The sequence below is a fragment of the Ruegeria sp. AF5 genome (genome assembly GCF_056541905.1).
On sequence record NZ_JBQFYZ010000021.1, the window covers coordinates 37903 to 54594 of the forward strand.

16 protein-coding genes are annotated in these 16692 nt (G+C 58.0%); 10 read left to right on the forward strand and 6 right to left on the reverse strand.

Features of this window, described 5'->3' with window-relative positions; all coding sequences use genetic code 11:
* The first annotated feature begins 10 nt into the window (after window positions 1-10).
* Window positions 11-997, forward strand: a complete 987-nt coding sequence (locus ACR0DS_RS18680) for a YeiH family protein (RefSeq protein WP_480484736.1) — start codon at window positions 11-13, stop codon at window positions 995-997.
* 53 nt (window positions 998-1050) lie between these two features.
* Here the strand turns inward: ACR0DS_RS18680 and ACR0DS_RS18685 are convergent, their stop codons facing one another.
* From ACR0DS_RS18685 to ACR0DS_RS18695, 3 genes are all read right to left on the reverse strand, one after another.
* Complete coding sequence (locus ACR0DS_RS18685) at window positions 1051-2010, reverse strand: IS5 family transposase (protein WP_480484737.1); 960 nt, start codon at window positions 2008-2010, stop codon at window positions 1051-1053.
* 32 nt (window positions 2011-2042) lie between these two features.
* Window positions 2043-2246, reverse strand: coding sequence for a hypothetical protein (locus tag ACR0DS_RS18690; protein ID WP_480560610.1), 204 nt, complete (start codon window positions 2244-2246; stop codon window positions 2043-2045).
* A gap of 358 nt (window positions 2247-2604) precedes the next feature.
* Window positions 2605-3000 carry a GFA family protein gene (locus ACR0DS_RS18695; RefSeq protein ID WP_480484739.1) on the reverse strand — a complete coding sequence of 132 codons (396 nt, stop codon included), beginning with the start codon at window positions 2998-3000 and terminating at the stop codon, window positions 2605-2607.
* Between the two features lie 980 nt (window positions 3001-3980).
* Here ACR0DS_RS18695 and ACR0DS_RS18700 point away from each other — a divergent pair.
* Both ACR0DS_RS18700 and ACR0DS_RS18705 read left to right on the forward strand, forming a co-directional pair.
* Window positions 3981-4439 carry a hypothetical protein gene (locus tag ACR0DS_RS18700; RefSeq protein WP_480484740.1) on the forward strand — a complete coding sequence of 153 codons (459 nt, stop codon included), beginning with the start codon at window positions 3981-3983 and terminating at the stop codon, window positions 4437-4439.
* Between the two features lie 381 nt (window positions 4440-4820).
* A complete protein-coding gene (locus ACR0DS_RS18705) occupies window positions 4821-5066 on the forward strand; it encodes a hypothetical protein (RefSeq protein ID WP_480560612.1) in 246 nt (81 codons plus the stop codon).
* 349 nt (window positions 5067-5415) lie between these two features.
* Here the strand turns inward: ACR0DS_RS18705 and ACR0DS_RS18710 are convergent, their stop codons facing one another.
* From ACR0DS_RS18710 to ACR0DS_RS18720, 3 genes are read right to left on the reverse strand one after another with little or no spacing between them, the layout of a single operon-like run.
* A complete protein-coding gene (locus ACR0DS_RS18710; protein WP_480484742.1) occupies window positions 5416-7134 on the reverse strand; it encodes an alkaline phosphatase family protein in 1719 nt (572 codons plus the stop codon).
* Between the two features lie 55 nt (window positions 7135-7189).
* Window positions 7190-8191 carry a DUF1214 domain-containing protein gene (locus ACR0DS_RS18715; protein ID WP_480560614.1) on the reverse strand — a complete coding sequence of 334 codons (1002 nt, stop codon included), beginning with the start codon at window positions 8189-8191 and terminating at the stop codon, window positions 7190-7192.
* A 15-nt stretch (window positions 8192-8206) separates the two neighbouring features.
* Window positions 8207-9274 (reverse strand): DUF1214 domain-containing protein, encoded by a 1068-nt coding sequence (locus ACR0DS_RS18720; RefSeq protein WP_480484744.1) that lies wholly within the window; start codon window positions 9272-9274, stop codon window positions 8207-8209.
* Window positions 9275-9361: 87 nt separating this feature from the next.
* Here ACR0DS_RS18720 and ACR0DS_RS18725 point away from each other — a divergent pair, with 87 nt between their 5' ends.
* The 7 genes from ACR0DS_RS18725 to ACR0DS_RS18755 all read left to right on the forward strand — a co-directional run.
* Window positions 9362-10369 carry a helix-turn-helix transcriptional regulator gene (locus tag ACR0DS_RS18725; RefSeq protein ID WP_480488905.1) on the forward strand — a complete coding sequence of 336 codons (1008 nt, stop codon included), beginning with the start codon at window positions 9362-9364 and terminating at the stop codon, window positions 10367-10369.
* Window positions 10370-10917: 548 nt separating this feature from the next.
* Window positions 10918-11751, forward strand: a complete 834-nt coding sequence (locus ACR0DS_RS18730; protein ID WP_480560616.1) for a hypothetical protein — start codon at window positions 10918-10920, stop codon at window positions 11749-11751.
* Between the two features lie 228 nt (window positions 11752-11979).
* Window positions 11980-12138, forward strand: coding sequence for a helix-turn-helix domain-containing protein (locus tag ACR0DS_RS18735; protein ID WP_480560618.1), 159 nt, complete (start codon window positions 11980-11982; stop codon window positions 12136-12138).
* A gap of 165 nt (window positions 12139-12303) precedes the next feature.
* Complete coding sequence (locus ACR0DS_RS18740; RefSeq protein WP_480560620.1) at window positions 12304-14001, forward strand: tyrosine-type recombinase/integrase; 1698 nt, start codon at window positions 12304-12306, stop codon at window positions 13999-14001.
* The gene (locus ACR0DS_RS18745; protein ID WP_480547423.1) at window positions 14001-14156 is read left to right on the forward strand and encodes a hypothetical protein; all 156 of its coding nucleotides are present in this window, start codon (window positions 14001-14003) and stop codon (window positions 14154-14156) included. Before ACR0DS_RS18740 ends, ACR0DS_RS18745 begins: the two co-directional genes overlap by 1 nt.
* Window positions 14157-14267: 111 nt before the next feature.
* Complete coding sequence (locus ACR0DS_RS18750) at window positions 14268-15044, forward strand: tyrosine-type recombinase/integrase (protein WP_480547425.1); 777 nt, start codon at window positions 14268-14270, stop codon at window positions 15042-15044.
* Window positions 15041-16692 (forward strand): recombinase family protein (locus tag ACR0DS_RS18755; RefSeq protein ID WP_480616887.1); only part of this gene is annotated, 1652 nt, incomplete at its 3' end. The genes ACR0DS_RS18750 and ACR0DS_RS18755, both read left to right, overlap by 4 nt.

The window sequence follows — 16692 nt, forward strand, 5'->3', positions numbered from 1 at the left end:
GGAGCGAACCATGGTGTCGCTGATCAGGTCCCGCTGGGACACCCACTTTGGTGGCATTCTTCTGGTGTGCGTGATTGCCGCCGCCGCGACCTTTCTGTCCGAACATTACGGCGCGCCTGCGATGCTGTTTGCACTGCTGATCGGCATGGCGTTCCACTTTCTTTATGACGATCAGAAATTCACCCCGGGGCTGGAGTTTTCCGCCAAAACGCTGTTGCGATTCGGGGTCGGCCTGTTGGGCCTGCATCTAAGCATTGGGGATGTGGAAAGTGTCGGGCTGGGCGCGGTGGGCGCGGTTGTCGGCTTTGTCATGGCAACACTGGCCTGCGGGGCAATCCTGTCCTTTCTCTTCGGTCGCAAACTGGCCTTTGGCCTGTTGGCGGGCGGGTCTGTGGCGATCTGCGGGGCCTCGGCCGCCCTTGCCATCACCTCGGTTCTGCCCGCGAAAGATGACCGCGAACAGGATACGCTGTTTGTTGTGATCGGCGTCACCGCCCTGTCGACCATCGCAATGATTGCCTATCCGGTCTTGTTTGCGGCCCTGGGGATGAGCGATCTGGAAAGCGGATTTCTGATCGGGGCGACCATTCACGATGTGGCCCAGGTTGTTGGTGCCGGATATTCGATCAGTGACGAGGCGGGGGTGATTGCGACCTTCGTCAAGATGGTGCGCGTGGCCTTGTTGCCGGTGGTGATGATTGTGGTCATGGCGAGCTTTCGCGGCGCACAATCCCAGAAGATCATCCTGCCGTGGTTCCTTGTCATGTTTGTCGCGCTGGCGATTTTGACAAATACCGGGCTGGTGCCGCAGGTGATCACCGATGCAATCGCCACCCTGTCCGGCTGGTGTCTGGTCATCGCGATTTCTGCCCTTGGGGTGAAAACCAGCCTTGCCACCATTCTGCGCGTCAAGCCCAGCTATGGCCTTATTCTTGTCGTCGAAACCCTCTTCCTTCTTGCGATTGCCGTGGCATTTGTCATGGGCTTTGGCTTTTAAGACTGTGTTGCACGAATAGCGGCTGGGCCGCATTTGCCCCTTTCCCCGGTTCGTTATGCGACACGTTCATAGGTCGCACGACCGAGATGGGTCATGCGGTTGAGAGCTTTGACAGCGATCTTGGTTTCGGTTGTCTGACTCTCCATTTTGCGACTGCGCAGCTCCGGTCCGATGACCTGTTTGTAGCGCCCGATCTGGGCCTCGCCGCGTGATCTTTGGCCATAGCCAGTGGCCTTCTTCCAGGCCATACGACCTCCCTTGGCGATCATGTCGATATGGGCGTTGCGTGTTTTGCAATCACCTGGGACGGCATTCTTCGGCGGCGGTACGATCAGTTCGACATCCGATCCCAACGCCTGCCGGATCGTCGCTGTGGTCGGCGCACCATCATAGGCGCCGTCGCCGATGATACGATGAACAGGACCTGCCACATCAGCCAGCAATTCGGGCAGTGCGCCGGCGTCTCCGATGTGCTCGGTTGTCAGGCAGGAGGCCAAAAGCTCCGCGCTCTCGGGAACGAAGCCGATGTGCAGTTTGCACCATGTTTTACGGGCCTTCGGTAACCCGTGTTTCTTCTGCATCCAGTCTCGACCGCTGTGAACGCGAAGCCCTGTGCTGTCTACGATCAGCGTCACTGGGCCGTTCGTGGGCCGGGTGTTCGGTGTGATCCGAAGCAATTGTGCGCGCCGGCAGAGCGTGGAAAAATCCGAAACGGGAACGTCGATCTGCATGAGCCGTAGTAGGCTTCGTACAAACCCTTGCGTTTGCCGAAGCGGCAGGCCGAAGACGGCGCGCAGGGTCAGGCAGGTCTCAATCGCCAGGTCAGAATACTGCCGCTGACCACCACGTTTCCCCGACCTTGGGGCGCACCACCCGGATACCGCATCCTCGCTGAACCAGACCGTAACATCACCACGCTGGCGAAGCGCCTCGTTGTACTCAGGCCAGTTCGTGACCCGGTACTTGGCCTTCTCAAACTTGTCCCGCCGCGTCGCGTTGTGCTTGAAAGGCATCCCGCCATCCCGTCATCAAATCAAGCAACTGGCTACGCCGATGAAACGATCCGTGCAACACGGTCGGATGAACCGCAGGCATCCATGCCTACGACGCAGGGCGGAAGCGTCTCAAAAAAGGCCAGTAGCTTCGCGCGCTTGATCGGCTTGTTGAAAATAACCCGGCTGCTCTCAGAAATGCCGTGCACTTGAAAAACGTCCTTGGCCAAATCGAGGCCGACGGTCTTTACTGTCATTGGGTGGCTCCTTTCCTAGCAGTCGTTGATAACTGCACTTTGGCACATTCGATGCCGGTGGAGCAGGAGCCACCCACCTCATCCGCTTTGGTGGGCGCACTGCAGCATCTGTTAGGAATGGTGAAGGTCAGCAATGGGTCGTCCCCGATGTATCATCTCGCCGTGCGACAGCTAATACTGCGTTGCCTCTGATGTCGGCACGGATGAATGAAAAGCCCAAAGGGTGGAGCATTCAGGTCAACGGAACTGACTTCTCACTCTCGCCGCGGCGAACGATTTGCATATCATCCGCCCTGCGGGACGACGACGAAAAGGGCCTTCGCAGCAGTCGCTCCAAAGTCCGCTGCCTGGAAGCACGTCAAAACCACATGTCCTTTACAGTTCGGCTGTCACGAGGAAGTTCTCGAAAGCTGTCGTGCCCCTCGAAGTGACGGATTGGAATCTCACTGATTGGTGAAGGATCAGACATTCGAACATTAACCGCGGACAGTTTGCGGCCGTTTTCGTCCGAGAAATACGCAACGTAGTGCGTCACACACCCGCAATTGGCGCAGAAGTGGAAATGGATATCCCCGCTATCGCGACGCAGATATGTACTTGTTTTCCCGGTAGTTTGAATGTCATAGCCAATGTGCCCGTAGGCCCAAAGGGCACCGTAACGCCGACAGATTGTGCAATTGCAGGCCGTGACCGACTTTGGCACAGCATCGAGAGTCCAGCCAACTTCGCCGCAGTGGCAAGTTCCTTTCAGCATGTATCAATCTCCGCTCTCGGCACTGACGGCATCATGACGACCGACTCAAGTGCTTTGGCCCAGGCGCGGATCGCCGCTTGGGTCAAGCTGCACTTGTGGCCTTCCCTTGAACAGCAGTTAGCCGATTTACATTCACGGCGATACACAGCTGGGTCACAGGACCACTGGGCGGAGATGCGTGACTGGCTGGTTCGGAATGACGTTCCTGCTCCAAAAAATCTGCCGGGGTGGCCAGAAAAGGAATAAGGGCTGGCTGAGGGGGTCGAGGCCAGCCCCTATCTTCGTCACGAGGGGGTAAGTGGTTATTCTGATCCCAATCTATCCAACTCAAGCAAAGCCCGAAATTGGGGGATTCCCGTAACATTGCAAACTTCACCGAAAAAGTTTGTTTCCTAAAGGCGAACAGTGAGTTTCAAAACGAGATGTGGACACAATTTCGCCACAATGCGATCCTCTATCCGTGGATGGCGCGTGTTGATTTTAGAGCGTTCCAGTTTTTCCATCTGGATTTGGGGGGGTTGTTGAGTTCGGCGCGCCGCCCCACGAGTACTTCATCGAACCGCCAGAGTATTGAACTGCACTTTCCGAGTGCCGGAGCGCCAACGCACTTTTCATCTCATGAACGCAATTTGAACACTCTCCGCAAATATCAGTGCGGAGCGGCGCGTCTTGATGGGGATTATGATTTCAATGAGGGGGTACGAGTTCGGCGCGTCGTACCACCACCGCCGGACATACTCGTTGTCCTTTGATTTGTTTAAATACTATCTTTTGATCCGGTTTGCGATTTTTGTGAATGGGTGATTAGTGGAAGAGAATGAAGGCGTCTGGTTTAGCTAGGTCATGTATGACACAACGTTGATGAAGCCCATTACCTCCGAGCAGGCTTTAAGCAACTTGCCGACTGCTGGTGCAGTAGACAACAAAAACAGGGCTGGATCGTTCAATCCCGTGAAGCCTTTCCTAAATTAGTTTTTGGAATGTATCCGAACAAAAAGCTTCAGGCGCTGCCCGAAATTTTCAATGGGCCATATGGTCCAGTCGTATCTCGCGCGGTAGCGAATGTACTTCGCGAAGCAGAACTGGGAAAAACGAAAATCTATCCTTTGAACGTTTGCCAACACGACCGTGTGACACCAGTTGAAGGCGAGTATTTTACACTCGCCCTTGGTGAACAAAAAACGGCGTTTGTTCCGGATCGGTCGAATATGGTCAAACCTATGGGGAATAAACCAGATACTTGGATGAAGCGGGGCATGAAACCCAAAGACTTCGACATTGTTGTTTCAGGTATAGCCTTGGAGGGACCCGATTTGTGGGTTGATCCGCGCTTGTACTGGAGCCTGTTTTTTAGCGCCCGCTTGGTAAAAGCGCTGAAGGCAGCGAAGCTCACACGCCGCTTCGGACTGAGTAAATGTAAGGTTGTTTCCATTCACTAAAGGGGTACGAGTTTGGGGGTGACGCATTATCGATACCGGCCAAGTCATGGGAAAATCTGGCTGGTTGTTAGGGTCCTATTGGAGGCGGTTTGAAATCTATTTCAGTGCAGAGTAGCGGCCCGGATTTTTGGCTCATCGCCGGAATACTTCTGGGCGTCATCCTACTGTATTTGACCTTGCGATTGATGCTCCGCGTATTCGGGGCAAACAAAGAGAAAGTCTCGTGCCGCTGGAAGAGAGAAACCGCGCAGGACAAGGAAACTCTGTGCGCTTGGAATTGTCGGGCATGCGGTGTTACAGCATATTCTGGAAACGGACGGAAACCCACAGGCTGTCGCAAGTCCGCCAAACCACAGAGCTTATAGTCAGGATGGCACGGACATGAATGTAGATGAACCGAAGCTGGTGATGTCAGACAGGTGCAAGGCTGTGCTTTTAGACGGGTATCGGTTTGAAATCGAAATCTACCGCTTGGACAACCAGGACAAATGGACGTTGGAAGTGGTGGACCATGAAGACGCCAGTTATGTCTGGGACGACAAGTTCAATTCGGACCAAGCGGCCCTTGATACAGCAATTGAGGTTTTGAACAACGAAGGCGCGTTGGGCTTCATGGGGAAAGAGTAGAAACCTTAGGGTAATCTTAGTGTGGCTAGTGCCGAAACCAAACCAGATATCCAGTGGATCTTTACACTTCCTGAGTTCTTTTCCTGACTTTCCTGCGCGCCCTCGCCGACCGTTTTCTACACCCCTCAGAGCAATACCGCGCATCAGTCCTGCGATAGTCGGGCAGGTCATCCCCACACCACCGACAAACCCAAGTGCCTTGCTTCACACAGCATAGCATCGCCTTTGCCCGCTTTAAAACCGGAAAGCGGTCCATCTCTGCTACCGCGAACCTGTCAGCGCGAAAAGCTGGAAGCGGACATTCAATCCGACCCAGTTACTGTCTCCGCTTTGCATTACCGCGAGGCGCCTAGTACCCGACGACTTCCCCCAACACTTCTCCTGCGCCGCCGTCGGGTGGGCGCGTATCTGCGACCGCGGCAAGCGTCAGCGCCAGATCGACTGTATGCACTCGACGCGAGACCCGCTGTGGCGCGAGGCTGAAACCGGCAAAAGCTATGGGCACGTGGGTGTCATAACGCCAGGGCGAGCCGTGGGTGACTGTGACCGAGAGACCGTCGAAATCGTTGATGAACCAGCCGGGGCTGGCCACCAGATAGATGTCGCCCGAGCGGTCGGGGTTGTAGTTGTTGGCCACGGCGCGCATCAGCGCATTGTCGGGCAGGGCGCCCGTACGAATGCGGGACGAAGGCACAGCGAAGGCGATACCTTCGAAGGTCGACAGTTCTTCGGCGATGGCGGTTTCCAGCGCGACAAGGTCGATGTCGTCGCGACTGTGCACCTCTTCCGAGAGGGTGAGGTAGGGGTGGTCATAGCCCGCTATCAGCGGATCGCTAAGGCCAAAGCGCGCGCGGATGCGATCGGCGGCGGGCTGGGTCGCCCAGTGCTCGGGGTTGACGTAGCCGCCCATCTCTCCCAGCTCGGCCAGGTATCCCGGCGCCTCGGGCGTGCCGTGATCGGCGGACAGCGCGATCAGGGTGTTCTCGAGCCCGATCTCGGCGTCGATAAAGGCGAAGAGATCGGTCAGGGTGCGGTCGAGCCGGAGCAGGTTTTCCTCGGCCTCGAGGCTGGAGGGGCCGAAGCCGTGGCCAATGTAATCGGTCGCCGAGAAGCTGACGGAGAGGTAATCGGTGACATCATCCTGCCCCAGGCCCTCGGCTGTGATCAGGGTCTTGGCGAAATCGGCGGTGATCTCGTCCCCGGCAGGGCTGAAGGTGAGCAGCGTGGGGAAATAGGGATCGTTCTTCCACGAGAGCGGATCGACGGTCGAATAGGGGTGCGGGAAGGTGCGCCCGAACCCGGCAAGATCAGTTTCCCAATCCTGATCGTCGCGATCGCCAAAAAGATAGCTATCGATGGGATGGGTCAGCTGCCACGAGGTGCCGAGATAGTTTTGCAGGAAATCCTTAGCGTTCCAATCGGTCACCCAATCCGGGTAGCTGTCGTAATAATAGCTGGAGGTGACGAATTCCCCGGCGGATTTGGAGAACCAGAACGCCTTGCCGGTGTGGCCCGCCATCGAGACGGCACCACGATCCTTGACCGAGACGCCAAAGACCTTGGCGCGGCCCTGGGTGGCGATGGACAGCTCGTCGGAAAAGGTGGTGGTCAGGATGGCGCGGGGCGAACGGCCATCGGAACTGGCGGCAAGCTGGGTGGGGTCGACCTCGGTGTCGGGGTTCACGTCCGCGCCCCGAGTGAGGAGTGGATAGTCGGCGTCCTCGACATTGTAGATAGTGCGCCCCGTGGCGCGGTCGTACCAGAGGTTGCCTACCATGCCATGGGCCGACGGATGCGCGCCGGTGGCCAGCGTGGTATGGCCGACGACGGTTTCGGTATTGGCGTGGGCGTGGTGGGCGTTGTCGTAGTAGACGCCCTGATCCATCAGATAGCGGAATCCGCCCGAGCCAAATTGGTCGTAGTGGCGGAAAGGCAGGTCGCCCCGCAGCTGATCCACAGTGATCTGGAGGATGAGGCGCGGCTTATCCTCGGCTAATGCACCGTTCGCCAAGGAAAACGCCAGGAAGACGGCGCAACTGGCCGTTTGGACAGGTGGCTTTTTCAACATCGAAGGCTCCTTCCTCTCGTCGATCGGCCCACGCGGTGCGCGGGCCGTCGCGTCATCAGTTTAGGGGCAGGACATCCGGGAAGGTCCAGCTGCCATCGAGGATTTCGGCGCGTGGCTGGTAGAGCCGGACCGTGTAGTTCCAGCCCGGCGTAAGAGGGATGCAGTTGATCCGGTCATCCTCGCAGCCACCGAAATGGATGGTGAAGGAACCATCCTCATTCGGGGTGGCCGAGGTGTTGTTATAGCTGTTCCGCCCCAAATCGTTGGGCGCGAGGAAGCCGTCAGCGTCGTAGACGGTGATCGACCAGAACGCGTCCACCGGCACGTCTTGCAGCGTCACGGCATGGGGGGTCGCGCCGTCATTCCTATCGACGGCGTCGACAAAGGCGCTGGCCGTCGTGGCCGGCTGCCCCGCCCAGCCCGCCATCCCGATCAGATGGCCCAGCGGGTCCACCTCGTCGCGGCGGCCAAAGGCGATGCTGGCATCAAGGCCGACGGCAGCGGCGAGGTCACTGACCGCCTTCCGCGCAGCGGCAAGGGCGTCAAGATCCCAGTTCGGAGCCTCGAAGGGGCCGGTTCCGCCGCCTTCGAGGCGAATTCCGTCCTGCACCGCATGGGCGCGCGCCGTATCGTCGGGATCGCCCGCGTCGATGAAGGTGCGGAACAGGAGCATCGCGAAGCGGGTCCCGACCTCGTCCTCGGTCAGCTCGTATGCACCGGGTTCGGCATAGGCAAAGTTGTAGTGGTCCTGGCTGATCACCAGCACCGACTGGAACCGTCCGTCGCCCTCCGGCAGCGTCACCGTCACCGGCTGGGACAGATCGATGAGGGCGGACGAATACAAGGTGTCCTGGTTGGGCCGGATGACCGGCTGCGGCTTGTCGGCGGAGGTTACCTCGCGCTCATGGGCGATCTCGCCGACACCTGTTCCGTTGTTCTTCATAGTGAGCCGGAACATCGTATCGCTCTCGGCGCGCATGAGGTTCCGGATCGTGATATCTTCGGCGAGAACTGGTGCGGGTGCGTAGAGGGCAGCGGCAAGGAGAAGGTGTTTCATTTTCTGTCCTTTCTGTCAGTTCGCGGGCTCGACACCCGGGAAGACCCAGCTTCCATCCAGCACTTCCGGCGCTGCACGATAGAGCCGCACGGTGTATTGCCACCCCTCGACAAGCGGCAGGCAATTCACGCGCCCGTCCTCGCAGCCGCCCAGATGCACGGTCATCGAGCCGTCCTCATTGTACGTCCCGCTGACGGAGTTGATGACATAGGCGTCCATCGCGTTCGGCGCGAAATAACGGTTTGCATCATAGAGGCTGACCGACCAGAAATCCTTGACGGGCACGTCGGCCGGCACTTCGATCTTGTATTTCCCGACCGGCAGGTTCGGCGAGATTCCGAGATAAAGTGCCTCATCCTCGGGCAACCCACCCCAGCCACCGGCCGTCCCAATGAAATGCCGCACTGGATCGACATCCTCCTTCTTGCCGAACATGTGGAAACTGTCCGGAAGGTAGGCGCCGACACCGACGGCGGCCCTTACGAGCCCTAAATAGCCCTCTTCATCATAGGGCGGGACGATGAAAGGTTTGGACGAGGCAGCGTCGATCGACATCTGGTCCTGGATTGCGTGCACGGCGGCCAGGTCCGCGGAATCGGTCGCATCCAGCAGGACGCGCAGATAGACGGCGACATATGGCGTGTCAAACGTGTCCATATCGAGTGTATAGGCGCCGCCACCGTGCAAGACCTTGTTCAGGTAGTGGTCCTGGTTGATGACCATCGCCGACATGTAGCGGTCGCCGACATCCGGAAGGGTGACCGTCGCGCCCTTGCTGATATTGATGATCGCGGCGCTATAGAGAGTGTCCCGGTTCGCGCTGATGGTGGTCTGAGCATGGACGGGCATCATTTCGCGGAAGTGGTAGAACTTGTTTACCCCTCCAGCGAGGGCAACATATTTGCCGAACTCGATATCTGTCGCGGCACGGATAAAGTTGTCTACCGTGACTGGGATTTCCCTGCTGTCGGCAAGTTGGTCCACTGTGGTGTCGAAGTTTTGGGCATGAGCGGGACCAGAGACGATCGCGGCCAGGAATGCAAGAAACAAAAATATGCGGTTTGCCAACTGTTTACCTTTCATGAGTCGCCCCTCAAGTCTTCGTTTTCCTGGCGTTTTATCATAGTGCGACCGGTCATTTTGTGACAAAGAGACGCTATGAGACAGAAGTTGGTCAACATCATCGAACTGGCGCACGTCGTGGACATTCTTGACAGCTTCGTCCCGAAACACGTCGTCGAGAGTGCGCTCCGAACGGCTGGTCTCGACCGTAAGATGCTGTCAGAAGGAACCGGGTTTGTTTCCTACGCTGCTGAGGCCGTCATTCTGGAGTCCGTCGCCCGCATGATAAGCGATCGCCATCTGGGTGCCAGGGTTGGCTGGGCCTTCGACTACTTGGCTTACGGAGCTTATGCGAACTACGTGCTGGGCGCACCGGATCTGCGATCTGCGCTTGACCGCGGGCGACGCGCGCTGTCGCTGACGCATCCTGGCTCTGAAATCGTGATCCGACAGACTGACACGCACGTTGTCGTCGGACGAGACTCGAAAGGCTTCTCGGTCGTCGGCCACCGACACCTCGACGAAGGGGCGCTGTTCGTTATTTCCAAGGTGGCCAGGCATTTCCTCGGCACGGACTGGCAGCCCGATTGGTTTGAACTTCCCGATGGCAATGGTGACGACAAGTCAAAGCTTGCAGATCTGTTCGGCGCACCTGTTAGGACGGGAGCCCAGTCACCGTCCGTCGCGCTTCGGCTTTGCGACCTTGACACGCGAAACCCGCACCCCTTGCAGTCTCGGAAGACTATTACATTGGGGGACCTGGGTGCGCTCATGGGGGTTGAGCCGGTTCAGTCCATTGAAGGCGCGGTTTTGCAAATCATGCGCGCTCATCTTCCGACAAGTGTGCTTTCCGAGAGCAAAGTTGCGGCCCATCTTGCGATCGGCCCCAGGTCACTTCAGAGGGCCCTTAGGGCGGAAGGGACGGCATACAGGACAATCCGCTCTATGCTCATCGAGGAGCAGGCGCGCGAAATGCTTCAGAAATCGGACATTCCGGTCGAACGGATCGCCGAAATGCTGGGATACAAAGAGCCGAGAAGCTTTCGCCGTGCGTTCAGGGAGTGGACCGGCTCTTCACCAAAGAGCTTCCGGGGAAACCGAAACACAAACACTTGAGTCGTTGCCGCTGATCACATTCGCATATACACGATGGATTTTCTGGAAACCCAAGGCGTCCCGAAGTCTGCCAAAAAATTTCGAATTTCCCAGACCTGCGCTTCGTCCGCTCTGCCGGCATTTGCCGTTCTTGAGAATGTGCGGCCGCAGCGAATGGCAGGTCCGGCGACGCCGCACTGCGGAGACTGCAAGCGGGGAGAAGGGCCGCAAAGGGCCGGATTTCCCACCGTGGGAGGCGAATGCAAAATGAAACGTCGCTGATGGCTGAGAACCATTCTAACTGCAAAGCGACCGGTCACTCGGCAGGCCATGTATCCACTACAGTGCGGTGTGCAGTCTGCTACCGAAATAGCGTTAAAACCGCCTTGGACGATCAAGCATTAGCTGGAGCACAAGCTGTTCCCTTCCTGTTCTATTGTTTATGTGCAACTTTTGGAGGGGTCGACTTGCTTCAACCGGCAAGCTTCCTCAGCAATCGGTACTGCCTTGATGCACGTAAGCTTTTGGACCTGCGGCCAGACCCTAGAATGTGGCAAACGGAGAACAACATGAGCGCTAACGCGGACAGCGATCTGAAGGGCAACCAAGACGTTGCAGATATTGAAGGTGACTATTCGGTCTTTCCGCATATGGATGGAATCAAATGCTCGATGTCCTGGAAACTCGGAAGCTATGGGGAACGCGGCGCGCTTTCCGAGGACATGATCGAGAGCTTGAGCGAACAGTTTGACCTCCCGACAACGCTCGTGCGCGACCTATCCGTAATTCTCGGTGACTGCCTCAACAACGATGACGACATCGCGATCAATCTGACCGAGGTCAGTCGTTCACAGGCGATTGAACGAGGTCAAAAATACCTCAAAAAGCTATTGCGGGAAGCCAAGCGGGACGCCATTGGTCCCCAAGAACTCCGGAACGCATTGGGCACGCTTTCGACCTATTTCGCGTCGCTCCCGGAAGACGCAGAACTTTTGCCGCAATTCCTCCAAAAGCTTGAGACCGCAAAAACGCTTTCTCAGGACGTGGTGGATGACATTCGACGCATCATCGAGACACCCGGCGCGGTTGCAGAGATGTCGCCACGAGACAAGCGGTTCTCGCGCGACAAACGCCGTCAGTACATCGTCGAGAGTTGCTGCTATTTCTGGAAAGATGCCGGTCGCCCCCTGACCTACACGACATATTCAGACGGTCGCCCCGGAGGACAACGGCAAGGCCCGCTCGTAAACTTTATCCAGGCTGCCGTGAAGATCATAACCGAACCGGAGCGAATCCTGAGCGGTGAGACGATCCGCGTGGATATTGACGATTTTCGCGACAGGCTTGAGCGCGAAGACAAGGAGCGTTGGGCCCCGCCGGAATTGGCCAATCAATACACTTAGAAGGAGCCCGCCTGCGTTGTCATGGTCATGGCATGACACGCGTTCCTGCCATTCCCCCTTCTGACGACCACGCACACAAGCAGGTTGAGACAGCGATTGACCAGTTGGTCCGATTGCTAGCTGCCCAGGCAGTACGGGAACTGGGTCGGAACGCCTCTGACCAAAAGGAGGCGCATCAGGATGCCACAGATCACTTCCAAGAAGAGCTGACCCCGCAAGCTTCTGACGGTGAAAGACGTCGCTGAGCTGGACAATTGCTCCGAGAAGACAGTGCGCCGTGCGATTGCAGCAGGCCTGCTTGAGGTTATTCGGGTCGGCCCCGGCGGACGCCTCATCCGCATTGATCCGGCAGCACATGCCGCCTACCGGCAGGCACAGTGCTGGTAGGCAATCGCGACCAATAATGTCCGTTTACGTCAAAGATTTAAGTGGTTTTCGGGAAGAGGGCCTGCCCGTAAGTTGCGGACTTTCTGTGCTACGCTTTTCCCGAATCGGACCCCCTGTCCACACCCGTCCACCCGAGACTGACATGTCCAAAGGAACGCAATCCCGATGACTAGCCAGAGCCCCGTTCCATTGACATTGGCCTTCGTCAAAGCCGACACACCGATGTTTGCCGAAGTCATCGACCAACTGCGCTCCGAGAGATCTCTGTCGGACGGACGCTGCCGCGACATGATCTCCGGTCTGCGCCGCGTGGCCAAAGCCCTTGGGCTGCCGCCAGAGGATGTGCCCTGCGATAGCCGCTGGTTGCAGCCCCGTCTGTCCAAAGTCACTCCGGCTGCGCTTGGTCTTGCACCGAAGAGTTGGCAAAACGCGGTCAGTGATACGCGTGCCGCCCTCGCGCATTTCGGGCTGGTGGAACGGCGCTTCAACCGGATCGATGATCTGTCTCCCGATTGGCAAGCGCTCTGGGTGAATGTACTGGCGTCCGGCGACAAGACATTACAACCCGCGCTCTGCCGCTTCGTGCATTTTCTGAACCGGCAGGGCGTCAAACCCGCCATTGTGCGCAAAGAGCATGCCACGGCCTATCGAGAAGCCCTTGCGCATAACGAGATCAGCAAATCACCGGATGTCGCATATCGGGCTGCGGTCAACGGCTGGAACCTGGCGGTTCGACGTATTTCACAATGGCCCAACGTCACTTTGGCTCTGGAATCGCGCCGGAAGGTCATCACTTTTCCGGTGACCGCGTTTCCAGCGCCCTTCCAAACCGCTCTTGCAAAGCTGATACATCGTCTGTGCAATCCAGACCCCTTGGCAGATGACGGTCAGAACAGGGCACTCCGACCCGCGACCCTGTCCCAATACCAAAGACAGTTGGTTCGGTTTGCCTCCGAACTGGTTCATTCTGGCCTCCCAATTAGCCACATTGGTGGTTTGGACGTCCTGATCAACCCGGTGATGGCTGAACGGGGTTTGCGCCAGATGTTATCGCGCACCAACAACCAGACCACAAAGATGATCAGCGAGATCGCCGCGCTGCTTCGCAACTTGGCCCGGATACTCAATGCACCCGATGACACCCGGGACGCGCTGTCGGGGCTTGCCGCGCGCCTGGCCGTCAAACCTCAGAATGGCATGACTCCCAAAAACCGAAGCAGGCTGCGGGTGTTGCAGGAGGATCGGCATCAGCAGCGTCTGCTGCTCCTGCCCGAACGGATATTCGCGCGACCACGCGGCACGTCCAAGCCGTATGGCTGGGCTCTGGCACGCGAAGATGCGCTCGCCATCGCCATCTTGCTGGTCTGCCCGGTTCGCGTGAAAAACCTGGCTGGCATCCACCTGGAACGCCACCTGCACCGTCCCGGTGATGGCCGAGCCTACCTGGTTCTGGAAGACGGCGAGACCAAAAATGAGCGACCTGTCGAGTTCGAGATTCCGCGTGATGTATTGCGCATGATCGACGTGCATCTCAAATTTCGCTGCCCGGAGCTCTGCCCTGCGGGAACGCCTTGGCTGTTTCCCCGGAGGGATGGTCAGCATTCGGTTGATCCCGGCGTTCTGTCTGCGCGCATCTCCAAACGGATCCGGAAAGAAACGGGGTTGGAGATGAATGCCCACCTGTTTCGGCATTTCGCGGTGATGAACTGGCTCGACGCCAATCCCGGCGGCTACGAGGTTGCGCGCCGGTTGCTCGGACATTCGGAGGTCAGCCACACCATCAACATGTATTCCGGTCTTGAGGCACGTTCGGCAACACGCGCCTTTGCTGACCTGATAGAAGCTAAGAAAGGGCGTCGCTGATGAGCCTTGTTCTGCCTCTGTCTGATTGGCCCGTGCAAGACCGGGATATGTGGCTCAACCTTCAGACGGAAGGTGGACCACTCGACGATTGCGGCGCGCTCTCACATCTGCGCGCGACCTCGTTGAAGACGCTGGAACTTCACTATGCGCGATAGCTGCAATGGCTGATTACCAGCGATGCGGAGGCGATCACACTGCCTCCGGCTCGACGCGGGACCCTGCCGCGCCTTTCCGCTTGGCTTCGGAACCTGTCACACACCCGGCCGATGACCCGGTTGATGTTCATTGAAGGCGTGTTGCGTATCCTCTCTGCAGCTGACCCGACACAGGACTGGTCCGCTCAGCGGAAGTTGAAAGCGGGATTGAAGCGCGCCGCGGGTCGAGGTGATCGGGATCGCAAACTTGGGCGTGTGTTGTCCAGCGAGGTTCTATTCCGTGCAGGTCTGATTCTGGCGGCGGGTCATGCAGAAGCGGCGCCAACACCGCTACGCCGTATGATGTGCCTGCGGGATGGTACCATGATAGCGATGTTGGCCCTGATGCCGATGCGGCGACGCGCCTTCGCGGGCCTTCGGATCGGCGTATCCCTGCACATCAGGCCCGATACTATGACTGTCGCGCTCCCCGGGGATCTCACAAAGTCAGGGCATCCCTGGGAAGCTGATGTTTCCCAGAGCGTTGAGCCGCTCTTACGCCGTTATGTCAACGAAGCCCGTCCTTTTTTTATGGAGCGTGGCCAACAACATCACAATGTCCTGTGGGTTGGCCGGTCTGGCACTCCTTTGAAGGAAGACGCGCTAGGCCCCCGAATTGCTGATCAAACGCTTAAGCTGACGGGGCGCCGCATCCCACCGCATTTCTTCCGGGATGCCGCCGCAACGACATTGGCGCGCTCCTCTCCGGAACACGCGAAGCTGATCCGACCAATATTGGCTCATGCGAGCTTCCGAACGGCTGAGCGCCACTACATCCACGCCCAGACAATTGAAGCGGGCCGCGACTACGCGGCTTTGATCAACCAGAAGAGAAAGGTCCGGCGATGACCCGAGTTGCAATCTATGCCCGTTTCTCCAGCCAAATGCAGAGAGACGCATCCATCGATGACCAAATGCGACTGTGCCGGGAACGTGCTGAGCGGGAAGGTTGGACTGTTGTTGACGCCTATTCTGATCGTGCGGTCTCCGGCGCCTCCATGTTGCGCCCCGGTCTACAAGAGCTGTTCCATGCCACTCAGGAAGGACGGGTTGATCTGATTTTGGCGGAAGCGCTGGACCGGTTGAGCCGGGATCAGGCAGACATCGCCGCGAATTTCAAACGTCTGAACTTTGCAGGTGTTGGCATCGTGACACTGGCCGAAGGTGAGATCAGCGAACTGCGCGTAGGTCTCAAGGGCACCATGAACCAACTGTTCCTAAAAGACCTGGCCGACAAAACGCGGCGTGGCCTGCGCGGAAGGGTCGAGCTTGGGCGCTCCGGCGGCGGAAACAGCTACGGCTATGACGTCGTCCGGCGTCTTGGGTCCGATGGCCAACCCGTCACGGGAGAACGAATGATCAACGCGGCGGAAGCTGAGATTATCCGGCGGGTATTACATGACTTCACCGAAGGACTCTCCCCAAAAGCCATTGCGCGCCGCCTGAACGCCGAGGGTGTCCCCGGTCCCCGTGGCAAGTTATGGCGTGACACCGCCATTCGAGGGCACCGAGTGCGTGGGACGGGCCTTCTCAACAATGAGCTTTATATCGGCCGCCTGGTTTGGAACCGGCTGCGCTACATCAAGGACCCAAAGACCGGCAGACGTGTTTCCCGTCTCAACGATCCGTCCAAATGGATCATCGCGAAGGTCCCTGAGTTGCGGATCGTCGGGGATGAACTTTGGGAGGCGGTCAAGCAGCGGCAAGGCGAGATCGAGGCTGATCCCCGTGTCAAAGCCATCAAGGAAACCAAGTTTTGGGAGAAGCGTCGCAAGAAGCACCTTCTGACAGGTCTTGCATTCTGCGGCACCTGCGGAGGGCCACTCGCCACTGTCGGGCGCGACTACCTCGCCTGCTCTGCCGCTCGCAAACTCGGTACTTGTTCCCATAAGCAATCCATTCGCCGCAACGTTCTGGAAGACGCCGTTCTGGATTTGCTTCGTCGTCGCCTGATGCAGCCCGACGCAGTTGCCGCTTTTATCAAATCCTTCAGCGAGGCCGCCAACGCAGAAGCAGGCACAGTAGAGGAAGCCCGGACCCGTCTACAATCCGAGCGGGACAAAACCGTACGCAAATTGAATGGGTTCTATGATGCAATCGCGGAGGGCATTCGTACCCCCGGCCTTCAAACGCGGCTCGAAGAACTCGAAGCGCAGATCGCCAATCTGGATGCCAAGCTCTCCGGACCAAAGCCTTCACCGGTGCGACTGCACCCAAATCTGTCGGAACTTTATCGCTCCAAGGTCGCAGATCTGGCACAGGCGCTATCGGATCCGTCGATCCGCACCGGGGCCTTGGAGATTATCCGGGGCCTGATTGAACGTGTTACGATCAAACATGAACGGGATGGCGTCCAGATCGAACTGGAGGGTGTCCTGGCAGCGATGATTGGGTTGGCCCTGAACGCAGAAAGCGCCCCTTGGGGCGCTAAGTGTTTGATATCTGACTTGAAGTATTGGTTGCGGGAGCAGGATTTGAACCTGCGACCTTCAGGTTA

Bases quoted from the DNA above. Each gene is read 5' to 3' on its own strand.
- ACR0DS_RS18750 (WP_480547425.1), top strand. From the start codon at position 14,268: ATGACCCGGTTGATGTTCATTGAAGGCGTGTTGCGTATCCTCTCTGCA.
- ACR0DS_RS18680 (WP_480484736.1), top strand. From the start codon at position 11: ATGGTGTCGCTGATCAGGTCCCGCTGGGACACCCACTTTGGTGGCATT.
- ACR0DS_RS18710 (WP_480484742.1), bottom strand. From the start codon at position 7,134: ATGTTGAAAAAGCCACCTGTCCAAACGGCCAGTTGCGCCGTCTTCCTG.
- ACR0DS_RS18745 (WP_480547423.1), top strand. From the start codon at position 14,001: ATGAGCCTTGTTCTGCCTCTGTCTGATTGGCCCGTGCAAGACCGGGAT.
- ACR0DS_RS18740 (WP_480560620.1), top strand. From the start codon at position 12,304: ATGACTAGCCAGAGCCCCGTTCCATTGACATTGGCCTTCGTCAAAGCC.
- ACR0DS_RS18705 (WP_480560612.1), top strand. From the start codon at position 4,821: ATGAATGTAGATGAACCGAAGCTGGTGATGTCAGACAGGTGCAAGGCT.
- ACR0DS_RS18690 (WP_480560610.1), bottom strand. From the start codon at position 2,246: ATGACAGTAAAGACCGTCGGCCTCGATTTGGCCAAGGACGTTTTTCAA.
- ACR0DS_RS18695 (WP_480484739.1), bottom strand. From the start codon at position 3,000: ATGCTGAAAGGAACTTGCCACTGCGGCGAAGTTGGCTGGACTCTCGAT.
- ACR0DS_RS18715 (WP_480560614.1), bottom strand. From the start codon at position 8,191: ATGAAACACCTTCTCCTTGCCGCTGCCCTCTACGCACCCGCACCAGTT.
- ACR0DS_RS18730 (WP_480560616.1), top strand. From the start codon at position 10,918: ATGAGCGCTAACGCGGACAGCGATCTGAAGGGCAACCAAGACGTTGCA.
- ACR0DS_RS18700 (WP_480484740.1), top strand. From the start codon at position 3,981: ATGTATCCGAACAAAAAGCTTCAGGCGCTGCCCGAAATTTTCAATGGG.
- ACR0DS_RS18720 (WP_480484744.1), bottom strand. From the start codon at position 9,274: ATGAAAGGTAAACAGTTGGCAAACCGCATATTTTTGTTTCTTGCATTC.
- ACR0DS_RS18685 (WP_480484737.1), bottom strand. From the start codon at position 2,010: ATGCCTTTCAAGCACAACGCGACGCGGCGGGACAAGTTTGAGAAGGCC.